This is a genomic window from Corallococcus sp. RDP092CA (assembly GCF_041903675.1).
In the GTDB taxonomy this organism is placed as follows: Bacteria; Myxococcota; Myxococcia; order Myxococcales; family Myxococcaceae; genus Corallococcus.
Genome location: NZ_JAYESI010000031.1, coordinates 84062 through 105107 on the forward strand (window position 1 = coordinate 84062; position 21046 = coordinate 105107).

The 21046-nt window shown below is 71.6% G+C and carries 16 protein-coding genes; 13 read left to right on the plus strand and 3 right to left on the minus strand.

Going from position 1 to position 21046, the window contains the following annotated elements:
• Positions 1-6: 6 nt before the first annotated feature.
• The 6 genes from U8525_RS27405 to U8525_RS27430 all read left to right on the plus strand — a co-directional run bounded on the left by U8525_RS27405 (position 7) and on the right by U8525_RS27430 (position 8203).
• Entirely contained in the window at positions 7-2973 is a 2967-nt protein-coding gene (locus tag U8525_RS27405) for a response regulator (protein WP_374269560.1), read from the plus strand.
• A complete protein-coding gene (locus U8525_RS27410; RefSeq protein ID WP_374269562.1) occupies positions 2966-3385 on the plus strand; it encodes a response regulator in 420 nt (139 codons plus the stop codon). Before U8525_RS27405 ends, U8525_RS27410 begins: the two co-directional genes overlap by 8 nt.
• Before the next feature lie 212 nt (positions 3386-3597).
• Entirely contained in the window at positions 3598-5061 is a 1464-nt protein-coding gene (locus tag U8525_RS27415) for a tryptophan 2,3-dioxygenase family protein (RefSeq protein WP_374269564.1), read from the plus strand.
• Entirely contained in the window at positions 5058-6203 is a 1146-nt protein-coding gene (locus U8525_RS27420; protein ID WP_374269565.1) for an aminotransferase class V-fold PLP-dependent enzyme, read from the plus strand. Before U8525_RS27415 ends, U8525_RS27420 begins: the two co-directional genes overlap by 4 nt.
• Positions 6200-7246: a methyltransferase gene (locus U8525_RS27425; RefSeq protein ID WP_374269567.1), complete on the plus strand. Its 1047-nt coding sequence runs from the start codon at positions 6200-6202 to the stop codon at positions 7244-7246. Before U8525_RS27420 ends, U8525_RS27425 begins: the two co-directional genes overlap by 4 nt.
• Before the next feature lie 291 nt (positions 7247-7537).
• Positions 7538-8203 (plus strand): dienelactone hydrolase family protein, encoded by a 666-nt coding sequence (locus tag U8525_RS27430; protein WP_374269569.1) that lies wholly within the window; start codon positions 7538-7540, stop codon positions 8201-8203.
• A 10-nt stretch (positions 8204-8213) separates the two neighbouring features.
• Here U8525_RS27430 and U8525_RS27435 read toward each other — a convergent pair whose 3' ends face one another.
• The gene (locus U8525_RS27435; protein ID WP_374269571.1) at positions 8214-8903 is read right to left on the minus strand and encodes a response regulator transcription factor; all 690 of its coding nucleotides are present in this window, start codon (positions 8901-8903) and stop codon (positions 8214-8216) included.
• Between the two features lie 236 nt (positions 8904-9139).
• On the opposite strand from U8525_RS27435, the gene U8525_RS27440 reads away from it, so the two are divergent.
• The 3 genes from U8525_RS27440 (at position 9140) to U8525_RS27450 (ending at position 12956) form a co-directional block, all read left to right on the plus strand.
• The gene (locus tag U8525_RS27440) at positions 9140-11074 is read left to right on the plus strand and encodes a CheR family methyltransferase (protein WP_374269572.1); all 1935 of its coding nucleotides are present in this window, start codon (positions 9140-9142) and stop codon (positions 11072-11074) included.
• Positions 11071-12327, plus strand: coding sequence for a sensor histidine kinase (locus U8525_RS27445; protein ID WP_374269574.1), 1257 nt, complete (start codon positions 11071-11073; stop codon positions 12325-12327). The genes U8525_RS27440 and U8525_RS27445 overlap by 4 nt, the downstream gene beginning before the upstream one ends.
• Before the next feature lie 233 nt (positions 12328-12560).
• The gene (locus tag U8525_RS27450; RefSeq protein WP_374269575.1) at positions 12561-12956 is read left to right on the plus strand and encodes a response regulator; all 396 of its coding nucleotides are present in this window, start codon (positions 12561-12563) and stop codon (positions 12954-12956) included.
• Between the two features lie 19 nt (positions 12957-12975).
• On the opposite strand, the gene U8525_RS27455 is transcribed toward U8525_RS27450, so the two are convergent.
• Together U8525_RS27455 and U8525_RS27460 are read right to left on the minus strand one after the other, a co-directional pair.
• Positions 12976-14286 carry an ABC1 kinase family protein gene (locus tag U8525_RS27455; RefSeq protein WP_374269576.1) on the minus strand — a complete coding sequence of 437 codons (1311 nt, stop codon included), beginning with the start codon at positions 14284-14286 and terminating at the stop codon, positions 12976-12978.
• A gap of 75 nt (positions 14287-14361) precedes the next feature.
• Entirely contained in the window at positions 14362-16227 is a 1866-nt protein-coding gene (locus U8525_RS27460; protein WP_374269577.1) for a protein kinase, read from the minus strand.
• Positions 16228-17148: 921 nt separating this feature from the next.
• Here U8525_RS27460 and U8525_RS27465 point away from each other — a divergent pair.
• The 4 genes from U8525_RS27465 (at position 17149) to U8525_RS27480 (ending at position 20312) form a co-directional block, all read left to right on the plus strand.
• Positions 17149-17982: an aldo/keto reductase gene (locus U8525_RS27465; protein WP_374269578.1), complete on the plus strand. Its 834-nt coding sequence runs from the start codon at positions 17149-17151 to the stop codon at positions 17980-17982.
• Between the two features lie 11 nt (positions 17983-17993).
• The gene (locus U8525_RS27470) at positions 17994-19163 is read left to right on the plus strand and encodes an L-dopachrome tautomerase-related protein (protein WP_374269580.1); all 1170 of its coding nucleotides are present in this window, start codon (positions 17994-17996) and stop codon (positions 19161-19163) included.
• 31 nt (positions 19164-19194) lie between these two features.
• Positions 19195-19770: a PPC domain-containing DNA-binding protein gene (locus tag U8525_RS27475; protein WP_374269582.1), complete on the plus strand. Its 576-nt coding sequence runs from the start codon at positions 19195-19197 to the stop codon at positions 19768-19770.
• A 158-nt stretch (positions 19771-19928) separates the two neighbouring features.
• Positions 19929-20312, plus strand: coding sequence for a hypothetical protein (locus tag U8525_RS27480; RefSeq protein WP_374269584.1), 384 nt, complete (start codon positions 19929-19931; stop codon positions 20310-20312).
• The last annotated feature ends 734 nt before the right edge of the window (positions 20313-21046 follow it).

The window sequence follows — 21046 nt, forward strand, 5'->3', positions numbered from 1 at the left end:
AAGACCATGGCCCAGCACCCGTTCGACGTGGCCCACGCCGAAGCGCCCCTCGGTTACACCCTGTCCCTGCTCCTGGTGGGCAGCGAGCGTGAGACGCGCGCCATGCGCGACGCGCTGGAGAAGGAGGACATCCTCTCCATGCTCACGCTGGAGCCCGTCAGCACGCGCGAGTCCCTGGAGCAGGCGCTGGAGCGCCCCTGGGCGCTGGTGCTGGTGGGGTCCGAGCTGCCGGGCATGACCTGGGAGGAGATCCAGGCCTCCTGGGTGCAGCGCGGCCGCGAGCTGGCCTTCGTGGTGAGCGCGCCCACCTGGGGCGCGGACACCCTGGCCGCGGTGATGCGCGCCGGCGCGCGCGACTACGTCACCGAGGACCGCTACGGCCACCTGCCCTTCGTGGTGGCCCGCGAGCTGCGCCTGCACGCCGAGCGCGCCCAGCACCAGATGACGGGCGTGGAGCTCAAGCGCACCAACTACCTGCTCAGCAACATCATCGACGCGCTGCCCTTCGTGCTGTTCGTGAAGGACGCGGAGACGCGCCGGCTGGTGGTGGTGAACAAGACGTTCGCGGACGCCTTCAAGGTCACCAAGGAGTGGTTGCTGGGGAAGCTGGACCACGACTACTTCCCGCCGGAGCAGGCGGACTCGTTCATCGCCATCGACACGGAGATCCTCGAGACGCGCCGGATGAAGACCTTCGAGGAGGTGGCCCGCGCGGACGGCGTGGACCGCATCTTCGCCACGCGCAAGATCCCGCTCCTGGACGACCAGGGCGTCGCGCGCTTCGTGATGGGCGTCACGGAGGACATCACCGAGCGCAAGAACAACGAGGCGGCCCTGCGCGCCTCCAAGGATGAGCTGGAGGCCGCCAACAAGCAGCTGGCCGCCAGCCTGGAGGAGATCAAGAAGACGCGCGCGGTGTCCGCCCGCTCCCTGGCGAGCTACCAGCAGCGCGCGCTCCAGATGGAGATCATCCGCCAGCAGAACGAGGACCTGGACCGGCTGGCCCAGGAGCTCTCCGTCGCCAAGCGCAACGAGGAGGAGCGCGCCCGCGAGGCGGAAGGGGCCGTGCGCCTCAAGAGCGAGTTCCTGGCGAACTTCAGCCATGAGATCCGCACGCCGCTCAACGGCATCATCGGCTACTGCGACCTCTTGATGCGCGAGGAGGGCAGCCGCCTGACGCCGCACGGCCGGCGCGACCTCAACGTGGTGAAGACGAACGCCAAGACGCTGCTGGCGCTCATCAACGACATCCTGGACCTGTCCAAGATCGAAGCGGGCCGCGTGGAGGTCGTCACCGAGCCGGTGGACGTGCGGGAGCTGGCCGACGAGTGCATGGCCACGGTGAAGGAGTACCTGAAGGGCAAGGACGTGGCCCTCACGGTGACCGTGGACGCCGAGGCACAGGAGATCCGCACCGACGCGCTGAAGCTGCGGCAGATCATGCTCAACCTGCTGAGCAACGCGGCCAAGTTCACGGAGACGGGCGAGGTGGCGCTCACGGTGGTGCCCGCGGGCGGCGGCGAGCTGCTGATGACGGTGGAGGACACCGGCGTGGGCATCCCGGCGGACCAGCTCCCCTTCATCTTCGAGAAGTTCCGCCAGGTGGACGGCACCACCACGCGCAAGGTGGGCGGCACGGGGCTGGGGCTCGCCATCGTGCGCGAGCTGACGCGCGTGCTGGGCGGCACGGTGGACGTGAAGAGCACGCTGGGCCGCGGCTCCACCTTCACGGTGCGGCTGCCGGACGTGCTGGCGAAGACGGTGGGCGCGGACAGCCCGCACGCCACGGAGCGCCTGGTGCCCGTGCAGGACGTGGCGCAGCGGCTCGCGCCCATGGCGCGGCCGGGCAGCACGGTGCTGGTGGTGGACGACGACGTGCTCATCCAGCAGTTGGTCACCGGCCAGCTGGAGCCCGCGGGCTTCAAGGTGGTGGCGGCGAACGACGGCATCTCCGCGCTGAAGCTGGCCCGCGAGGTGAAGCCGCAGGCCATCCTGCTGGACATCCACCTGCCGCGCATGGACGGCTGGTCCGTCCTGAGCCAGCTCAAGAGCGACCCGTCGCTGGCGTCCATCCCGGTCATCCTGGTGTCGGTGGAGGAGCAGCGCGCGCGCGGCTTCAGCCTGGGCGCGTGCGAGTACCTGGTGAAGCCGGTGGAGCCGGAGCGGCTGGTGGAGGTGGTGCAGAAGAGCCTGGCCTCCGCGGGCACCACGGCCGCCACGGGCGACGTGCTGGTGGTGGACGACGACGCGGCCACGCGCGAGCTGGTCAGCCGCAACCTGCGCCGCGCGGGCTTCTCCACCAACGAGGCGCGCAACGGCGAGGACGCGCTGCTCAAGGCGCGCGTGTCGCCGCCGTCGCTGGTGGTGCTGGACCTGATGATGCCGAACCTGGACGGCTTCGAGGTGCTGCGCCGGCTGCGCGCGGAGAAGCTGTCCGTGCCGGTGGTGGTGCTCACCGGCAAGACGCTCTCCCCGGAGGAGGAGGCGCTCCTGCGCGACGGCTTCGCCGGCTTCGTGCGCAAGGGCGGCACCGCGCTGGAGGACGTCATCGCGCAGGCCAAGGGGCTGCTCCTGTCCCAGCGGGCGGCCAGCGCGGGCAAGCTGCCCCGCGTGCTGTACGTGGAGGACAGCGAGCAGAACCGCGACATCGTCCGCCGGTACCTGGGCGGACTGTATGACCTCATCGAGGCCGAGGACGGCGAGCAGGGCCTGGAGCGCGCCCGCAACGACGCGCCGGACCTCATCCTCATGGACCTGTCCCTGCCGCGGCTCGACGGCTGGGAAGTCACCCGCAGGCTCCGCGCGTTGCCAGATGGGCAGAACGTGCCCGTCATCGCCGTCACGGCGCACGCGGGGCGCGAGTACCAGGACAAGGCCCAGGCGGCCGGCTGCACGGCCTACATGACCAAGCCCCTGGACCGCGAGCAGCTCATCGAGATGATTCGTCAGCACCTAGGGAGAAGCCATGGCTGAAGGAAAACCGCGCGTCCTGGTGGTGGACGACGATCCGGACCTGCTCGACCTCGTGCAGCGCTCGCTGAGCGCGTACGGGTTCGACGTGCAGACCCACACGTCCGCGCTGGGCGTGTCCAACATCGTGCGCGCCTCCGAGCCGGACTTCGTGCTCATCGACGTGAACTTTCCCGCCCTCAAGGGGGACAAGGTCGTGGGCCTGGCGCGCCAGTACGCCCCTCCGGGGACCCGCTTCATCCTCTACTCCGCCTCGGATGAGGCCAAGCTGCGCTCGCTGGCCATCGCCTCCGGCGCGGACGGCTACATCTCCAAGAGCGTCCAGGGCGCGGACCTGGCCCAGAAGCTCAACGCCATGCGCCTCAAGCCTCGCCCGGCGTCGCCCAACCGGAATCCCTCTCCGGTCGAGAGCTGACCCGCCCTGGGGGTAAGCCCGACCCCTCGGGCTCCCCTACCCTCCGGTTCAATGGGAGTCTCAAAAATCGATAACCCGCAAGCCCGGTATGACTTGAAGTTCACCAAAAGGGCTGTAAGGTAGTCGCTTCTAGAGATTTACGCGCTCACTGTTCTTCCCGATGGGGGCGCGCTCTACCCACCAGGAACTGCCTGCGTCCCCCCGGAGGCACCTTGCACACGTCGACCGATTACAGCCATGCGGAAAAGCTGAAGCAGGAGCTGACTCAGCCCTTGTTCAACGTGATGTTGAAGAAGTGGGTCGGCAAGGGGGAGCTCGACTATGAGCGCTACCTGCACACGGACACGCTGCTGTCGCTGCAGTCGCCAGAAGGGGAGCGGGTCTCCCACGACGAGCTGATGTTCCAGATCGTCCACCAGTCGCAGGAGCTGTACCTGAAGCTGGCGTCGCGGGAGATGGTGGAGGTGGTGGCGGAGATGGACCAGGACGCGCTGTGGGCGGTGGTCGCCCGGCTGGCGCGGGTGCAGAAGATCCTCGCCGGCATCACCGCGGAGATGGCCATCCTGGAGACGATGACGCCGGCCGAGTACCAGGTCATCCGCCGCAGCCTGGGCAACGGCAGCGGGCAGGAGTCGCCGGGCTACAACACCCTCCGCCACGCGGCGGACGGGTTGGAGGCCGCGATGGAGCGGATGCTGGCGCGCCGCGGGCTGACGCTGTTCCAGGTCTATTCGGCTGGGGGGCCGAAGGACCTGCAGCACGTCTGCGAGCAGCTGGTGACGGTGGATGAGTGCTTCCAGGGATGGCTGTACGCGCACTACCAGCTGGTGCGCCGGACGATTGGCATCGACCGCACGGTGAAGGCGCTGGACGGGCTGCCCTCGCAGGTCCTCCAGGCGCGCATGACCCTGCCGCTGTTCCGCGCGCTGTGGGACGTGCGCGTGGAGCTGACGGCGGGCTGGAAGCGCGAGGGCGGCTACACGCCCGGAGAGTCTCGCGGCGGTGGCGGCTGCCCGATGGCCGCCATCCACGCGATGAAGGACACGGCGATGAACGCGCCGGTGACGCAGGCGGCTCCCGTGGCGCACGCGACGAACGCGGCCGTGGCGCACGCGCATCACGTGCCCGTGGCGGCGTACGCGCAGCATGCCGCCGCGGCGCACGCGGTCCCGGCCCACGCGCAGGAGGCGCGCACGGGCGGCGGCTGCCCGATGCACGCGATGCACGCGCAGCACGCCCCGGTGGCCCACGCACAGCCGGCTCCGACGGTCCACGCTCCGCACGCGGCGCCCCATGCTCCGGCGGCGCACGCCCAGCCGGCACCGACTCCTCACGCGACGCCCCATGCTCCGGCGGCGCACGCCCAGCCGGCTCCGGCGGTCCACGCTCCGCACGCGGCGCCCCATGCCCCGGCGGCGCACGCCCAGCCAGCTCCGACGGTCCATGCTCCTCACGCGGCGCCGCATGCTCCGGCGGCGCACGCCCAGCCAGCTCCGACGGTCCATGCTCCGCACGCGGCGCCGCACGCCCCGGTGCCGCACGCTCCGGCGCCTCACGCCACGGCGGCTCCCGCGCCGGTGGCGCACGCCCCGACTCCCCATGGGCCGCACACGCATCCGCACGCCGCGCATGCGCTGGCGTACGCCCACGCCCAGGAGCTGCGGAGCCAGTCGTGACCGGAGCGGCACTCCCGGGAGCCCTGCGCGCGGAGTACCCGCTGCTCCAGACCTGCACGTACCTCAACAGCAACTCCACCGGGGCGCTGCCCCGGGCCGTGGAGGGCGTGCTGGCGCAGTACTGGGGCACGATGCGCGCGTGGCGCGATGACACCTGGGACGCCTGGCTGTCCCAGATGCAGGCGTACGCGGACGGCGTGGCGGACCTCATCGGCGCGCCGGCCGGCTCCGTGGCGCTGGACACCAACCTGAGCGCGCACCTGTCGCGCCTGGCCTCGTGCCTGGACTTCACCGGCGAGCGCCGCCGCGTCGTCATCACCGACCTGGAGTTCCCCACGGTGCCCTTCATCTGGAAGGGCTTCGCGCGCTACGGGGCGGAGCTGGTCGTCGTCCCGTCGAAGGATGGCCGGGTGGACGAGGCCGCGCTGGAGGCGGCCATCGACGCGCGCACGCGCATCGTCTGCGTCGCCCACGGCGCCTTCGCCACCGGCGCCGTGCTGGACCTCGCGCGCATCGCGAAGGCGGCGCACGCGGCCGGGGCCCTCATCGCCACGGACGCGTACCAGACCGTGGGCACCGTCCCCATCGACGTGCGCGCGCTGGACGTGGACTTCCTCATGGGCGGCGCGCACAAGTGGCTGGGCGGCTCCGAGGCCGCGTTCCTGTACGTGCGCCCGGGGCTCCTGCCCACGCTCCGGCCCGCGGTCACCGGGTGGCTGGCCGGCGCGTCGCCGCTCGGCTTCCAGCAGACGACGGACTACGCGCCGGACGCGCGCCGGATGATGGGCGGCACGCCCGCGCCCCTCATGGTGCTGCTGTCGCGGCCCGGGCTGGAGCTGCTCAAGGGCGTGGGCATCCAGGCCGTGCGCGAGCACTCGCTGAAGCTCACCGACCGGCTGATGGCGCGCGCGGACGCGGCGGGCCTGCGCGTGGTGACCCCGCGCGAGCCGCGCCAGCGCGGCGGCGTGGTGGCGCTGAGCTTCCCCGGCGACGCGCGGGTGACCCAGCGGCTGGTGGCGCGCGGCTTCATCTGCAGCCACCGGGGCTTCCTGCGCGCCGCGCCGCACTTCTACAACACGCCCGAGGAAGTGGACGCCTTCATGGACGCGCTCATCGCGGAGCAGCGCGAGGAGGTCGCATGAGCAGCCAGCCGCCGCCCCTCACGCGCGAGGCGCCGTCGCCTCGTGCGCTCCTGCACCTGCTGTTCAACGGCGCCCGCGCGATGGACGTCGTGGAGACGGCGCTGAAGCTGGGCCTGCTGGACGCGCTGGAGCCTGGCCCGGTGACGCTGGGCGAGCTGGCCACGAAGCACGGCCTGGTCCCCAAGCGGCTCTACAAGTTCCTCGACTGCCTGGAGAGCCTGGGGCTCGTGCAGCGCGAGCAGCCCCACGACGCGCTGGAGACGGCGCGCTACCGGGGCGCGCCCGGCCTGCGCGCGGCGGCGGAGGCCGTGCTCGGCGCGGGTTCGCTGGAGCGCGACCGCGAGAAGTACGACTGGCGAGCCCTGTACGGCCGCCTGCCGGAGACGCTGCGCGGCCAGCACGCCATGTCCGCCGCGTCGTTCGACTGGCCGCCGCGCACGCCCGAGCAGGTGGAGGGCTTCGAGGCCAGCATGGCCGCGGGCCTGGGCCCCATCCTGGAGACGTTCCGCGCGCACGCGGGCGCGCTGTGGCCCGCCGGGGCCCGGCTGCTCGACGTGGGCGGCGGGGACGGCACGCTCGCGGAGCACCTGCTGCGCCAGCACCCGGCGCTCCGCGTGGACGTCTACAACCTGCCCGCCACCGAGCCGCTCGTCGCGCGCACGCGCGAACGCGCGGGCCTGTCCTCCACGAAGCTGGGCTTCGTGGGCGGCGACTTCCTGAAGGAGCCCCTGCCCCAGGGCTACGACGCGCTGTCGTTCGTGCGCGTGCTGCATGACTGGCCGGCGGAGGTGGCGCGGTCGCTGATGCAGGCGGCCTTCGCCGCGCTGCCCTCCGGCGGACGCGTGCTCATCTGCGAGGAGTTCCGCACCCCGGAGCGGCTGGCGGCCCAGTTCTTCTGGTCCTACTTCCTCATCGGCGTGGACACGTGCGTGAGCCGACTGCGCGAGGTGGAGTTCTACCTGGAGGCGCTCACCCACGCGGGCTTCACGCACGCGCGCGTGCTCCCCGGCCCCTTCGAGCTGGTGGTCGCCACGAAGCCCTGAAGTCCCGCCAGGCGCCCCCACCCCAGGCCTCCTCCCCCTCCCCCCGGTCCCTGTCCTACGCTGGACACCCGGCACCTTCCGGCAGGTCACACCGGCGGGAGCCGTTGCCAGACTGTGTCTCAGCCAGACGCTGTAACCAGCCAAACGCAGACGGGAGGAGCCTGTATGCCAGGTCCCCGGTCACGAACGGGGTTGAAGGCGGTAGGGCAGGACCACGGATGGAAGGAAGCGCGGGAGTCGCGAGCGCGACGTGGTGGCGGACCGGCGGCGCGCACGCACCTGGAGCGCGAAGTGCGGGTGCCGGTCGATGACTCCGTCCTCGTCCGGGGGCGGCTGGCGGTGCCCGCGGGGGCTCGGGGCGTGGTGGTGCTGGCACGCGGCAGCGACAGCAGCCTCCAGAGCCCACGGCTCGCGCAGACCGCGAGCCTGTTCCAGGCGATGGGGCTGGGCACCCTGCTGATGGACCTGCTGACCAGCGAGGAGATGGAGGAGCGCCGGACGCGGCAGCTGCGCTTCAACGTGGGCCTGCTGGGCATGCGCATGGCGGGCGCGGCCCGGTGGCTCCAGCGCGAGCCCCTCACCGCGGGCCTGCGCGTGGGCTACTTCGGCTCGCACACCGGCGCGGGCGCGGCGCTCGCGGCCGCGGCCTTCCGGCCGGACCAGGTGGAGGCCGTCGTGTCGCGCGGCGGCCGTCCGGACCTGGCCGGCGCGGTGCTCCCCAAGGTGCAGGCCCCCACCCTGCTGCTGGTGGGCGGCGCGGACACGCTGGGCCTGGACATCAACCGCAGGGCCTACGAAGCGCTCCGCGCCCCCAGGCGCATGGACATCATCCCGGGCGCCACCCACCACTTCCAGGAGGACTCGGAGCTGGAGCAGGTGGCCACGCTCGCCGGGGAGTGGTTCCTCCAGCACCTGGGCGCCCCCCGGGACGACGCGGAAGAGGCCGCGTCGCCCTGAGGGAAGCGGGTCAGGCCATCACGGGGCGGGGCACGCCCAGCTCGCACGCCATCACCGCGAGCTGGGCGCGGTTCTCCGGCCCCAGCTTGCGGTAGATGCTCGTCAGGTGGGCCTTCACCGTGCGCTCCGTGATGCCCAGGTGCGCGGCGATCTTCAGGTTGTCCGCGCCGGCCGCCACGTATCCCAGCACCTCGCGCTCACGCAGGGTCAGCCGGGACAGCGCGGAGGCCGGCATCTGGAGGTCCTCCAGGTGCATGGCATTGGCGTGGAGCATGTCCACGGGCAGCAGCCGCTCGCCCCGGGCCACGCGGCCCACCGCCCGCACCACGTCCTCACAGCCCACGTTGAGCTTGCACAGGTAGCCCGCCGCGCCCACCTGGAAGCAGCGCTCCACCACGTCCGGCTCCCGGTGCCCGGACAGCACCAGCGCGCGCACCTGCGGATGGAAGTCATGCAGGTACTTCAGCGCGTTCAGCCCGTCCTCCGCGCCCTCGCGGCCCAGGTGCTCCAGCCGCAGGTCCACCACCGCCACGTCGGGCGCGGCCGCGCGCACGTTGGACAGGAACGAGCCTGTCTCCGCGCACCGGGCCACCACCTTCATGCCCGCGCTCTCAAGCAGCGCCACCAGGCTCTCGCGGAACACCTGCTGATCCTCCAGCAGCGCCACGCGGATCTCCCGGCCCCCTGAGTTCAGTTCCATGGATGACACCCTTGCCTTCCCACCGTGTGTTCACCGCCCCCCGGGAAGGCTCAGGCGCCACCGTATGCCATCCGGCCGTCCCCTCGGAATCGCTCCCGGGTCCGGGCCGAAGAAGAAGGAGGACAGCGAACGTTTCGTCGGCTGGGACCCAGACGAGGAGTGTGATTGATGGCGCTCCGGGAATAGAGGACTTGCCGGTCTTGCCCGGCCAAAACCACTTGGGCTACGTCCCTCGCATGGCGACCAAGCCTCCCCGAGACAGCGAGCTCGAAGCCATCCTGGAGAAGGTCCGTCAGGTGCGGAACTTTGACTTCCGCAATTACAAGCGGGCCACGCTGCAACGGCGCATCGAGCGGCGGATGCAGGCCACGCGCTGCCGCAGCCGGACGGCCTATCTGGCGCTGCTGGAGCGGGACCCCGCCGAGGTGAGCACGCTGGTCTCCTCCATGCTCATCAAGCTGACCTGCTTCTTCCGGGACCGCGAGGTCTGGCAGGCGCTGGAGCAGAGCGTGGCGGAGCTCGCGCGCAAGCGGCCGGACGGGGAGCTGCGCATCTGGAGCGCGGGCTGCGCCACCGGCGAGGAGGCGTACTCGCTGGCCATCATCGCGGCGGAGGCGCTGGGCCCCAGCTACCCCGGCGTGGAGCTGAAGGTGTTCGGCACCGACGTGGACGAGGACGCCATCGCCACCGCGCGCCGGGGCATCTACTCCCCGGAGCAGCTGGAGAACGTCTCCCCGGAGCGGCTGGCGCGCTTCTTCGTCCGCACGGGCAACAGCTACACGGTGCGCAAGGAGCTGCGCCGCGCGGTGGTGTTCGGGGTGAACAACCTGGTGTCGGACGCGCCGGTGTCGCGCATCGACATCATCCTGTGCCGCAACGTCTTCATCTACCTGGACGCGGAGCTGCAGAAGCGCGTGCTGGCGCGCTTCCAGTTCGCGCTGCGCCGCGAGGGCCTGATGGTGCTGGGCCGCTCGGAGCTCATCCCCTTCGCGGCCCGGCTCTTCCGGCCCACCGACCTGGCCCGGCGCATCTACCGCAAGGACTGCCAGGCGGAGGTGACCAGCACGACCCAGGACCGGCTGCCCGCGGAGCCCGCGGCCCTGCCGCGCTTCACCGAGCCCAGCCGGGACTTCGAGCGCTCCTTCCTGCGCAACCTGCTGGACTCGCACCCGTTCCCGCACATCGCCACGGACAACGACGACACGGTGACGCTGTGGAGCCGCGCCGCGGCCCGGCTGTGGAACCGCACCGAGAACGAGATGCTGGGCAAGAAGCTGGCCACGCTGGGCCTGACGGGCCTCGGCGGGGACCTGCTCGTCGAGCAGAGCCAGCGCGTGCGCTCCGGCAGCTCCGAGCGGGAGGTGGCGGACGGCACCATCGAGGTCCCCTCCGGCGGGCCCATCACCCTGCGCGTCCAGGTGGTGCCCCTGCGCGACGCGTCCGGGGAGCGGCAGGGCCTGCTCTACATCACCCGCGACATCACCCACCTGCGCGGCGTGGAGCAGAGCCTGCGCGCGGCGCAGGACGAGCTGAAGGCCCTGCAGCTGCGGATGCAGTCCTCCACGGAGGAGCTGCGCGCGGCCAACGAGGAGCTGGAGACGACCAACGAGGAGCTCCAGTCCGCGAACGAGGAGCTGCAGACGACCAACGAGGAGCTCCAGTCCACCAACGAGGAGCTGGAGACGACCAACGAGGAGCTCCAGTCCGCCAACTCGGAGCTGGACGCCACCAACCGCGAGCTGGCGCACCGCACGCTGGAGCTGGACGCGCTCGCCTTCTGCCAGCGCACCATCATCCGCACCCTCTCCGCCGCGGTGCTGGTGCTGGACGGCGAAGGCCGCATCACCACCTGGAACCTGGCCGCGGAGCGGCTCCTGGGCCTCACCGAGCGCGAGACGGTGGGCCAGCTGCTCTGGTCCCTGCATGTGCCCGCGCTCAAGCGCGCGCTCCTGCTCAAGCTGCGCCGCCACCTCCAGGAGAACCGCTCGCTGCGCCTGGAGCACATCCCCTACCAGCTCCCCCACGGGGGGAAGGGCAGCGCCACGCTGGTGGCCACGCCGCTCGTCAGCGACACGCAGGCGCTGGGCTCCATCATCCTCTTCGAGGACACCACCCGGTCCACCGCCCTCCAGGAAGAGAACCAGCGCCTGCAGGAGAGGCTCAAGGCATGAGCCCGCCCCGCGTCTCCCTGTCCGCCCCCGGCCCGGGGCCCGACAGCCAGGAACCGCAGGGGCTGCTGCGCAAGTACCGTGAGCTGCTGAAGAAGCACACCGCCCTGGTGCAGAAGCTGGGCGAGCACACCCGACAGCAGGTCATCACCTTCCGGCTGTCCCGCTGGGCGCTGGAGACCTGTGACACCGCGCTGGCGGTGCTGAGCGCCTCCAGCGTGCTGGTGGCCAACAGCCGCTGGCACGCGCTGGGGCGGATGCGCGGCCCCTGGCAGCGCGAGGAGGACGGCGCGGAGCGGGTGACCCTGCGCGACGTGGGCCAGGCGGAGGCCGCGGCGGTGCTCGCGCTCTCCGAGGGCACGCTGCGCGTCGCCCGCTACCGGCAGGCGCGCGAGGCCCGCCCCCGGGTGCTGGAGGTGCGCACCGAGCGCGTCACCGGACACATGCAGGGACAGGTGCTGGTGCTCGCGCGCGACATCACCGAGCAGGCCCGCGCGGAGGAGGAGCTGGCCATCGCGCGCGCCACGCTGCTGGAGCAGGAGAAGATGCGCGCCCTGGGCGAGCTGGCGGCGGGCATCGCGCACGACCTGGGCTCCACGCTCAGCGCCATGCGGCTGAGGCTGGAGCTGTTCCAGGGCGACGTGGGCCTCGCCGGTCAGGCCCGGCAGCACCTGGACGCGCTCATGCGCATCGTGGCCGACGCGGAGGCGCGCGTGGGCCGGCTCCAGGACTTCTCCCGCCGCAAGTCCGGCTCCGCCCCGGAGCGCGTCCAGCTGGTCGGCGTGGTCCGCGACGCGGTGGACATCGTCCGGGGCGGCATCGAGCACCAGTCGCGCCAGGGCGGCCACCCGCTGCGCCTGGACGTGGAGCTGCCCGAGGGGCTCCCCGACGTCGCCGGTTCGGCCATGGAGCTGCGCTACGTCGTCATCAACCTGCTCATCAACGCGCGCGACGCCATGCCCCGGGGCGGCACCATCCGCCTGCGCGCCTTCAAGGCCGGCAGGGCCGTGCGGCTCACCGTGGAGGACGAGGGCACCGGCATCCCCCAGGAGCACCTGTCGAACATCTTCAGGCCCTTCTTCACCACCAAGGGCGACAGGGGCACCGGCCTGGGGCTGTCCATGGCCCACGGCGTGGTGACGCAGGCGGGCGGCACGCTCGTCGCGGGCAACCGGCCGGAAGGCGGCGCCATCTTCACCCTCAGCTTCCCCGCGCTGAAGCCCGCCCTCACCCAGCCGCGCGCCAGCGCGCGCTGAGGCTCCGGAGCGCGCCCCCCGCCCTCCGCGCCTGGAGAGGGCCTCCCCCGGGCTGCCCACCCGGCGGGGTGAGGCGTATGGTTTCCACCGGATGACTCCAGAAAATTCCAGGGAGACTGGTCAGACCGGAGTGGGGTGGGTGATACTCGGAGAGTGCCTGGCCACCGCACTGCCGTTGGGGGTCGCATCCTGCTGGCCAGGGCACCCAACTGTCGGTTCCAGGGGGAGCCACCATGTCGGAGAGCAAGATTCGCGTCCTCATCGTGGACGATGACCCGGACCAGCTCGCGCTGACGGAGCGCTCGTTGTCCTCGTACAACTTCGAGGTGCGCACCCACCGCTCGTCGCTGGGGGTCTCCAACCTGGTGCGCACCACGGCGCCGGACCTGGTGCTCCTGGACGTGAACATCCCGGCGCTGAGCGGCGACAAGGTGCTGACGCTGGCGCGGCAGCAGGCCCCGGAGCACACGCGCTTCGTCCTCTACTCCGCCTCGGACGAGTCGAAGCTGCGCGCGCTGGCGCTGGCGGCGGGCGCGGACGGCTACCTGTCCAAGAGCACGCAGGGCGCGGACCTGGCGCGCAAGCTGGAGCGGCTGCACAAGCGCCCGCGCGCCGCCGCCGGCACCTGAGGGCCGGCGCGGGCCGGGCTCACTCGCCCACGAGCTCGCCGACCTCCAGGTACACCTGCCGGAAGTCGCCCTGCGCGCCCACGAGCCGCAGGTTCTGCGCCAGCCCCCCGGTGGCGCGGAAGAACATCATCGCCTCCGGCGGCGGCCGGATGCGCATGATGCGCGCGGCGTTGCGCGTGAAGTGGTTGCGCATGTCGCGGTTGATGTCGCAGGTGCCGTAGTCATACGGCGCCACGCGCATGGGCCGCCCGGCGATGTGGAGCACCTCGCGCAGCAGCACCTCCGCCTCCGCCTCCGGCAGCTCCACGGAGAAGCCCACCTCGCGGCACAGGCCCAGGACGTCCAGCGCCTCCAGCCGCAGCGCCTGCTGGAACATGCGGCGGTTGGCCGCGACGAAGCCCGGGCTGAAGCGCTTGATGGAGCCGAAGTCCAGCAGGCCCATGCGCCCGTCCGGCATCACCATGAAGTTGCCGGGGTGCGGATCCGCGTGGATCTCCCCCGCGTCCAGGAACGGCCCGTAGGTGGCGCGGATGAGCTGGCGCGCGACGCGGAAGCGCTCGGCGGGGCCCGGCGACGTCGTCACCCAGTCCTTGAGCGTCTGGCCCTCCAGCAGCTCCAGCGTGAGCACGCGGCGGGCGCTGCGCTCCTCGATGACCTGGGGCACGTACAGGTCCGGCAGCCGCGCCACGCTCTTCGCGAAGCTCCGGGCGAGCCTCGCCTCGCGGCGGTAGTCCAGCTCCAGCATGAGCTCGTCGCGGAACTCCTGGAAGTAGGCGGTGCCGTCCATCATCCGCGACGTCCTGGACACCGTCTTCACGACGAGGCCCAGGTTGTCCATGTCGTGGCCCATGGACACGTCGATGCCGGGGTACTGCACCTTCACGGCGACGGGGCGGCCGTCGTGCAGCACCGCGCGGTGCACCTGGCCGAGCGACGCGGCGGCGAGCGCGTCCGGGGAGAACTCCTGGAACAGGGCCTCGGGCGGCGCGCCCAGTTCCTCCTGCACCACGCGGGACACCTGCGCGTAGGACATGGCGGGGGCCTGGTTCTGGAGCCGGGCCAGCATCTGCCGCACCTCCGGCGTGAGCAGGTCCGGGTCCATGGAGAGGGCCTGGCCCAGCTTCATGGCCGCGCCCTTCATCTCCCCCAGCGTGGCCACCAGCTTCTCCGCGGTGCCCAGGCTGATCAGCTCCGCGGGGCTGGCGCCGGAGAGCTTCTTCGCGCCCGTCTTGAGCACCTCCGAGCCCACGTGCATGGAGAGGCCCGCCAGCTTGCGCAGGCGGTTGAGGCGCCCCTGGGGCGGCAGCTTGTCGTCGGGGTCGGAGGCCATGGGAGAGGAGAGAGTTAACGGGGACTCCTCTCCCAGACGCAAGACGGCCCGGGGCCGGAAGCGAACCCGGCTCCCCTACCGGGGGGCGGCCGAGCCGCGCACCCGGGCCCGGAGGAAGCGCCAGCGCTTGAGCCCCTCCAGGTCCAGCGGGTCCGCGCGGACCGCCAGCTCATAGGCGGCGAGCGCCTCCTCCAGCCGGCCCACGGACGCGAGCGCGTCACCGGACAGCCGGTGCACGGCGGCGCGGCCCTCGCGGCCGGTGTTGCCGGCGAGGAAGCGGCGGCGGCACTGCTCCAGCATGGTGGCGGTGAGGCCCGCGGCGAGGCACCGCTCGATGCCCTCCACGTTGCCCAGGGTGGCGTCGTACTCCACGCGCCGCTCCACGTGGCCCAGCGTGTGGAGCGCCCCGGACACGCGCTCCAGCGCGCGCTCCACCTGGGCGCGCTGGCTCTCGGACAGCGGGCGGGCCTTGAGCAGCTCCAGCGCCCCGCGCGCGCGCTGGGCCGCGGTGCGCACGGCCTCCAGCGTGGCGTCGCGAGGCAGCTCCAGCACGGCGTAGGGGTCCCCGGCGAGCCGGCGGCGGAAGCCCTGGAGGACGGCCTCCGCCTGCGGGTCCTCGGGCGTGGGGAGGGCGGCGGTGGCCGCGGCCTGCGCGGACGTGGCGCGCGCGCCGTGGCGCACCTGGGCCAGCTGGGCCTGGAAGGCGGGGCTGGCGTCGCGCAGCTGCACGCCGAAGCCCTGGGCCATGTTCCACGCCTGGGCCTGCTCGGCGGTGACGTGGCGCACCACCTGCGCGGTGCACGGCAGGTCGCCGCCGGGCAGCCGCAGCACCAGCGACACGTCCGACAGGAGCGCGGGCGGCGGGGTGGCCAGTTGGAAGAAGAGGCCGGAGCGGCCCACCCACTCCCCCTTGAGCTCCACCGGGGCCTGCGCGCCGGGGCCGCGCAGGAGCGCGGTGAGCTGCGGCGCGGAGGGCGCGGGCGGCGGCGCGAGCGACGCCTCCAGGGCCGCGCGCAGCTCCGCGGCGGAGGCGAAGCGGTGCTCGGGCCGCTTGGCCAGCGCGCGCAGGAGCACCCGCGACAGGGCCTCCGGCACGGCCGGGTTCAGCTCGTGCGGCGGGACGGGGTCCTTCTGCAGGTGGCCCACCAGGATCTCGGCGGTGGTGCGGCCGTAGAAGGGCACCTGGCCGGTGAGCAGCAGGTACGCGAGCACGCCGGCGGCGTAGAGGTCGCTGCGCGCGTCCACGATGCCGTCGCCGCACTGCTCGGGGGCCATGAACTCCGGCGTGCCCAGGAGGACGCCCACCTCGGTGGTCATCTCCCCGGCGGGCCGGGACAGGAGCTTGGCGATGCCGAAGTCGAGCAGCTTCACGCGCTGCTTGCCATGGGGGCTGGAGACGAGGAAGACGTTGGCGGGCTTCAGGTCGCGGTGGACGATGCCGTGCGCGTGCGCGGCGCCCAGGGCGTCACACACCTGCGTCATCAGCTCCACCACCAGCGCCGGGGCCATGGGCCCGCGGGCGAAGTTGGCCAGGCTGTCCCCCTCCAGGTACTCCATGACGAGGTACGGGCGCCCGTCGCGCGAGTCCAGGTCGTAGAGGGTGACGACGTTCTCGTGCTGCACGAGCGTGAGCGTGCGGGCCTCGGACAGGAAGCGCGCGACGAGCTCCGGCGCCTGGGCCAGGTGCGCGTGGAGCACCTTGATGGCCACGCGCTTCTGGATGAGCGCGTGCTCCGCGAGGAACACGGTGCCCATGCCGCCGCGCCCCAGCTCGCGCACGATGCGGAAGCGGCCGAACTCCTGCCCCACCAGCGAGGGCACCACGGGCGTGGGAGACAACATGGGCGAAGGCGCGGGCGTCTCGGGCCTCGCCGCCACGGGGCCCGGCGGCGGCGTGCCGGCGTAGAGCATCGTGCCGCCATTGAGGTCGAGCCCCCGCATCAGCGTGGGACACGCCTCCGCGTCCGAGTGGGGCTGACCGCAGGAGCAGGTGAGTGGCGACGGGTCGAGCACGAGGAGTTCGGGACCAGGGGAAGGCGAAGCAGGGTCAGGACAGCGTCAGCGGCCGATGCGAGGGGTGTGCCAGGAGCTGGGGTTTTCCGGTTCACGCGGACGGGCGCGCCAACCGGTTGATCCGCTTCGCTTTTGAGACACTCGGATGCGGCGTGGGTCCCAGCTCATCGGCAGACACCCCTCGGTTCCGGGGAGTTTTTACAGCCCCGGGACGGAACAGTTTTCCGTCCAGCACCTCCCAAGACGTCTGCCCCGCAGACCCTTGGGTAACTTTCGCCCCGACGCCCCTTCAACCCTGCTTCCCCGCGGCGAAAGTCCCTTGAAGATGACAGCACGCCGCGCGGGTTTCCAGTGCGCACCGACGCTAACGTCCACGCTGGAAAACATCTCGTTCACTCTCGAAGAAAGCCGTGATTGCCCGACTGGCTGAGGGAGCCAGGAAGGCCCTGTGGCGTGAGAGGAACGTGTGGATCCAACGGTGTTGGGGCGGCGACAAATCGGCCTGGGATGAACTGTCCTGCGCGGATGGCGGGGGTTTCCGGGCTTCTGCCGGGATGTGGCCGAGGGCGGGTCCGCGGGGGCGTCCCGCGGCGGCTTCGCGTGCCGGGACCTGCGTCTGGGGGACCCGTCATCGCCGGGAGCGGGCATGCAGACCGGCGGCGGCGTGGGCGCATGACTGACGGGCGGCGCATGGATGCCCACCGTTCCTGGCATGACGATCTCGAACGCGATCATGCCGGGACGTGGCGGGCTGGAGGCCAGGATGGCGCCGGCCGGCCTGGCTGTGTCCGCTATGTCGGCGGCCTGGACCGTCCCTCTTCCGGCAGGTCCCTCACCCACGGAGACGTCATGAGCACACCACCCCCCCGCGGACTGCGCGACGGCAACTCGATTCCCCCCATGGGCTTCGGCACCTGGCCGCTGACGGGCGACGCCGCGGCGGTGGCGGTGGAGACGGCGCTGCGGACGGGCTACCGCCTCATCGACACGGCGGCGCGGTACGACAACGAGGAGGCGGTGGGCCGAGGGCTGCGAGCGTCTGGCATCCCTCGCGCGGAGCTCTTCGTCACGACGAAGCTCGCCGGGGCGGACCATGGCTACGACGCCACGCTCCGGGCCTTCGATGCGAGCGCGCGCCGGCTGGGCTTGGAGACGGTGGACCTGTACCTCATCCACTGGCCACTGCCGGCGCGGAACCTCTACGTGGACTCGTGGCGCGCGTTCCTGCGGCTGAAGGAAGAGGGCCGGGTGCGCTCGGTCGGCGTCTCCAACTTCGAGCCGGAGCACATCCGCCGGCTGGTCGACGAGACCGGGGTGGCGCCGGTGGTGAACCAGGTGGAGCTGCATCCGGACTTCGCGCAGCAGACGCTGCGGGAGGACGCCGCGTCGCGGGGCATCGTGGTGGAGGCCTGGAGCCCGCTGGGCCGGGGCGGCGAGTTGCTGAAGCGGGACGTCCTCACGCGGCTCGCGAAGAAGCACGGCCGCAGCCCCGCGCAGATCGTCCTCCGCTGGCACGTGGAGCTGGGGAACGTGGCCATCCCCAAGTCCCAGAACCCCCAGCGCATGAAGGAGAACCTCGACGTGTTCGACTTCCAGTTGGACGCGGACGACGTGGCCGCGCTCGCGACGCTGGACCGGGGCCACCGGCTGGGCGGCGACCCGAACGTGTACGTCGAGCTGTAGGGGGACGGGCCATGAGGTTCCATCGCGAGGTCGGAGCGCTGGTGGTGCTGCTCGCGTCGCTGAGCGCGTGGGCGGAGGACGCGGTGGACTTCTCCACGCGTCCCACCGGCACGCTGGAGGTGGTGGCGCGCTTCAATGGGCCGGGCCCGTCGGGCATCGCGGTCACGCCGGGCGGGCGGGTGTTCGTGGGGTTCCCGAGGCACGCGGAGGACCACCAGGGCGCGACGCTGGCGGAGCTGGTGCGGGGCACGCTGGTCCCCTTCCCCAGCGCGGCCATGAGCCTGCCGTCGAGCCTGCCCGCCGCGCAGCGCCTGCTGTCGGTGCACGGGATGACCAGCGACACGAAGGGCAACGTGTGGGTGATTGATGACGGCAAGCGCGCGGGCATCCAGGGGATACCGGAGGGCGGGGCCAAGGTCGTGGGCTTCAACCCGGCGACTCGCGAGGTCATCGCCAGCGTGGTGATCCGCGCGCCGGCGCTGCTGCCCGACAGTCACCTCAACGACCTGCGCGTGGACCTGACCCACGGCGCGAAGGGCATGGCGTACATCACCGACTCCTCGTTCGGCACGTCGCCCGCGCTCGTGGTGGTGGATCTGGCCACGGGGCGGCAGCGCCGGGTGCTGGCCGAGCACCCCTCCACCCAGCCGGAGCAGGACTTCCTGGCGGTGCTGGAGGGCAAGCCGCTGCGCTACGACCCGAAGCACCCGACGTTCCCGGTGGGAGGCGCGGACGGCATCGCGCTGAGCGCGGACTCCCGGCGGCTGTACTACGCGCCGCTGACGAGCCGCCGGCTCTACAGCCTTCCGACGGACGTGCTGTCGGACCTCGCTGCGCCGGAGCGCACGCTGGCGGCGGCGGTGAAGGACGAGGGAGAGAAGGGGTTCGCGGATGGGCTGGCCATGGACTCGCATGACCGGCTGTACGTCACGGATGGCGAGCACCACGCCCTCCTGCGCCGGTGGCCGGACGGCCACTTCGACGTGGTGGTGAGGGATGCGCGCATCGTCTGGCCCGACGGCATCTTCGCCACGGCGGATTCTGTCTATGTGACGCTCGGGCAGTGGAACCGGCTGCCGTCGTTCAATGGCGGCAAGGACCTGCGCGAGCCGCCGTATCTGTTGATGCGTGCACCGCTGGAGTCGGTGGCTCCGGTGGATGCCACGCGGACAGGGAAGTGAGGAGCATCCACGTCCCCGAGGAGAGGTCATCATGAAGCCCTTGTTCCTGGCGGTCAGCACGTTCGGGTTCGCGGCCGTGTCGTTGGCGGTCTCCGCGGCGCACGCGGCTGGCAAGGCCCCCTACGTCCCACCCGAGAAGGCCACGCCGCATGGCGAAGCGCCTCACGCGCGTTCACAGTTGTTGAGCGACGTGAACGGTCGGCGGACCTACGCGCTCATCCTGAAGAGCGGTGATGAGGTGTTCACGGCGCTGAGCCAGTTCGCCAGGGAGCACCAGCTGCGGGCGGCGCACTTCACCGCCATCGGTGCGCTGCGCGACGTGGAGCTGGGTTGGTACGACCTGGGGCGGAGGGCCTACAAGGTCAACCCGGTGCAGGGGCAGGTGGAGGCCCTGTCCGTGATTGGGGACGTGGGGATGGCGAGCGGCGCGCCGGTGGTGCACGCGCATGTCGTCGTGGGCGCGGAGGACGGGACGACGCGCGGAGGTCACCTGCTCCACGCGGTGGCGTCACCGACGCTGGAGGTCTTCGTGGTCGAGGAGCCGGCGGAGCTTCGCAAAGAGCATGACCAGGACTCCGGCCTGACGCTCTTCGAGCCGGCGCCCTGATGGGAGAGGAGCATCGCCATGCGCTTACGATTGGGATGGCAGGCGCCCTGGTAGCCGTGCTGGGACTGGGCGGAGGTGCCTGGGCCCGCGAACCCGCTGCCGCGGCGCCTGTCTTCAGCTACTGGCACAACTGGACGGATGAGCACGGAGTCAGCCACATGACCCGGTGCCCCGTGCGGAGCTTCGACCTGAAGAGCATGTCTCCGCCCGCAGCGCCGCAATGGCAGGCACGTCAGCCGCCCGGCGAGTCCCAGCTCCTCTTCACGGTCCAGCCGGATGGCTGGAAGGGGTCCTGGCACGAGAACCCGAAGGTCCAGTGGATCATCCCCCTCTCTGGGAAGTGGTTCGTCGAGGCGATGGACGGCACGCGCGTGGAATTGGGACCGGGCGAGGTGTCCCTGGGCGAGGACCTGCACACAAGGCCGGACGCGCAAGGGCGCAAAGGCCATCTCTCCGGGAACGTCACCCCCGGCCCCGTGACGCTGATGGTCGTGCAGCTTGAGGAGGAGCCCACCGTCAATCAACCGTGCCGGTTCAAGTGACGACGGTGTTGATGGCGCGAGCCTGGACCAACTTGTCCGACAGTCGGACAAGTTTCGATCCACGCTCTGCCCCGAAGTGCGGAGCGACTTTCATTACTGCGTACGGCCGCACCACCTGCTGGTTTCAACCCATGCTCCGCTCCGAAGAGTGGAGCGACGTGTGGAAAGGCTCCCTTCGGCCAGCTCCTGAATCCGGTTTCAACCCACGCTCCGCCCCGAAGAGCGGAGCGACGTTCGTTGAAGCGGACGGACGTTGCCCCTCGGGGGTTTCAACCCACGCTCCGCTCCGAAGAGCGGAGCGACCAGTCCCGCCGGGAGTTTAGCGTGTCCGTCTGGGTTTCAACCCACGCTCCGCTCCGAAGAGCGGAGCGACCCCCGCCCTGGTGGCGCTCATCGAGCGCGTCGTGGGGTTTCAACCCACGCTCCGCTCCGAAGAGCGGAGCGACGAACCTACGGAAGCAGACCGCGCCGAGTGCCTAAAGTTTCAACCCACGCTCCGCCCTAAAGAGCGGAGCGACGACCTTGCCCGCGTCCGCGCTCGCGGCGTTGAGCTCATTTCAACCCACGCTCCGCCCCGAAGAGCGGAGCGACCGGGGACAGGGACGTCGAATACGACGACGACGGGTTTCAACCCACGCTCCGCCCCGAAGAGCGGAGCGACCGCAGATGGAGCGGGACGCGGAGGATCGCGAGCGGTTTCAACCCACGCTCCGCCCCGAAGAGCGGAGCGTGGG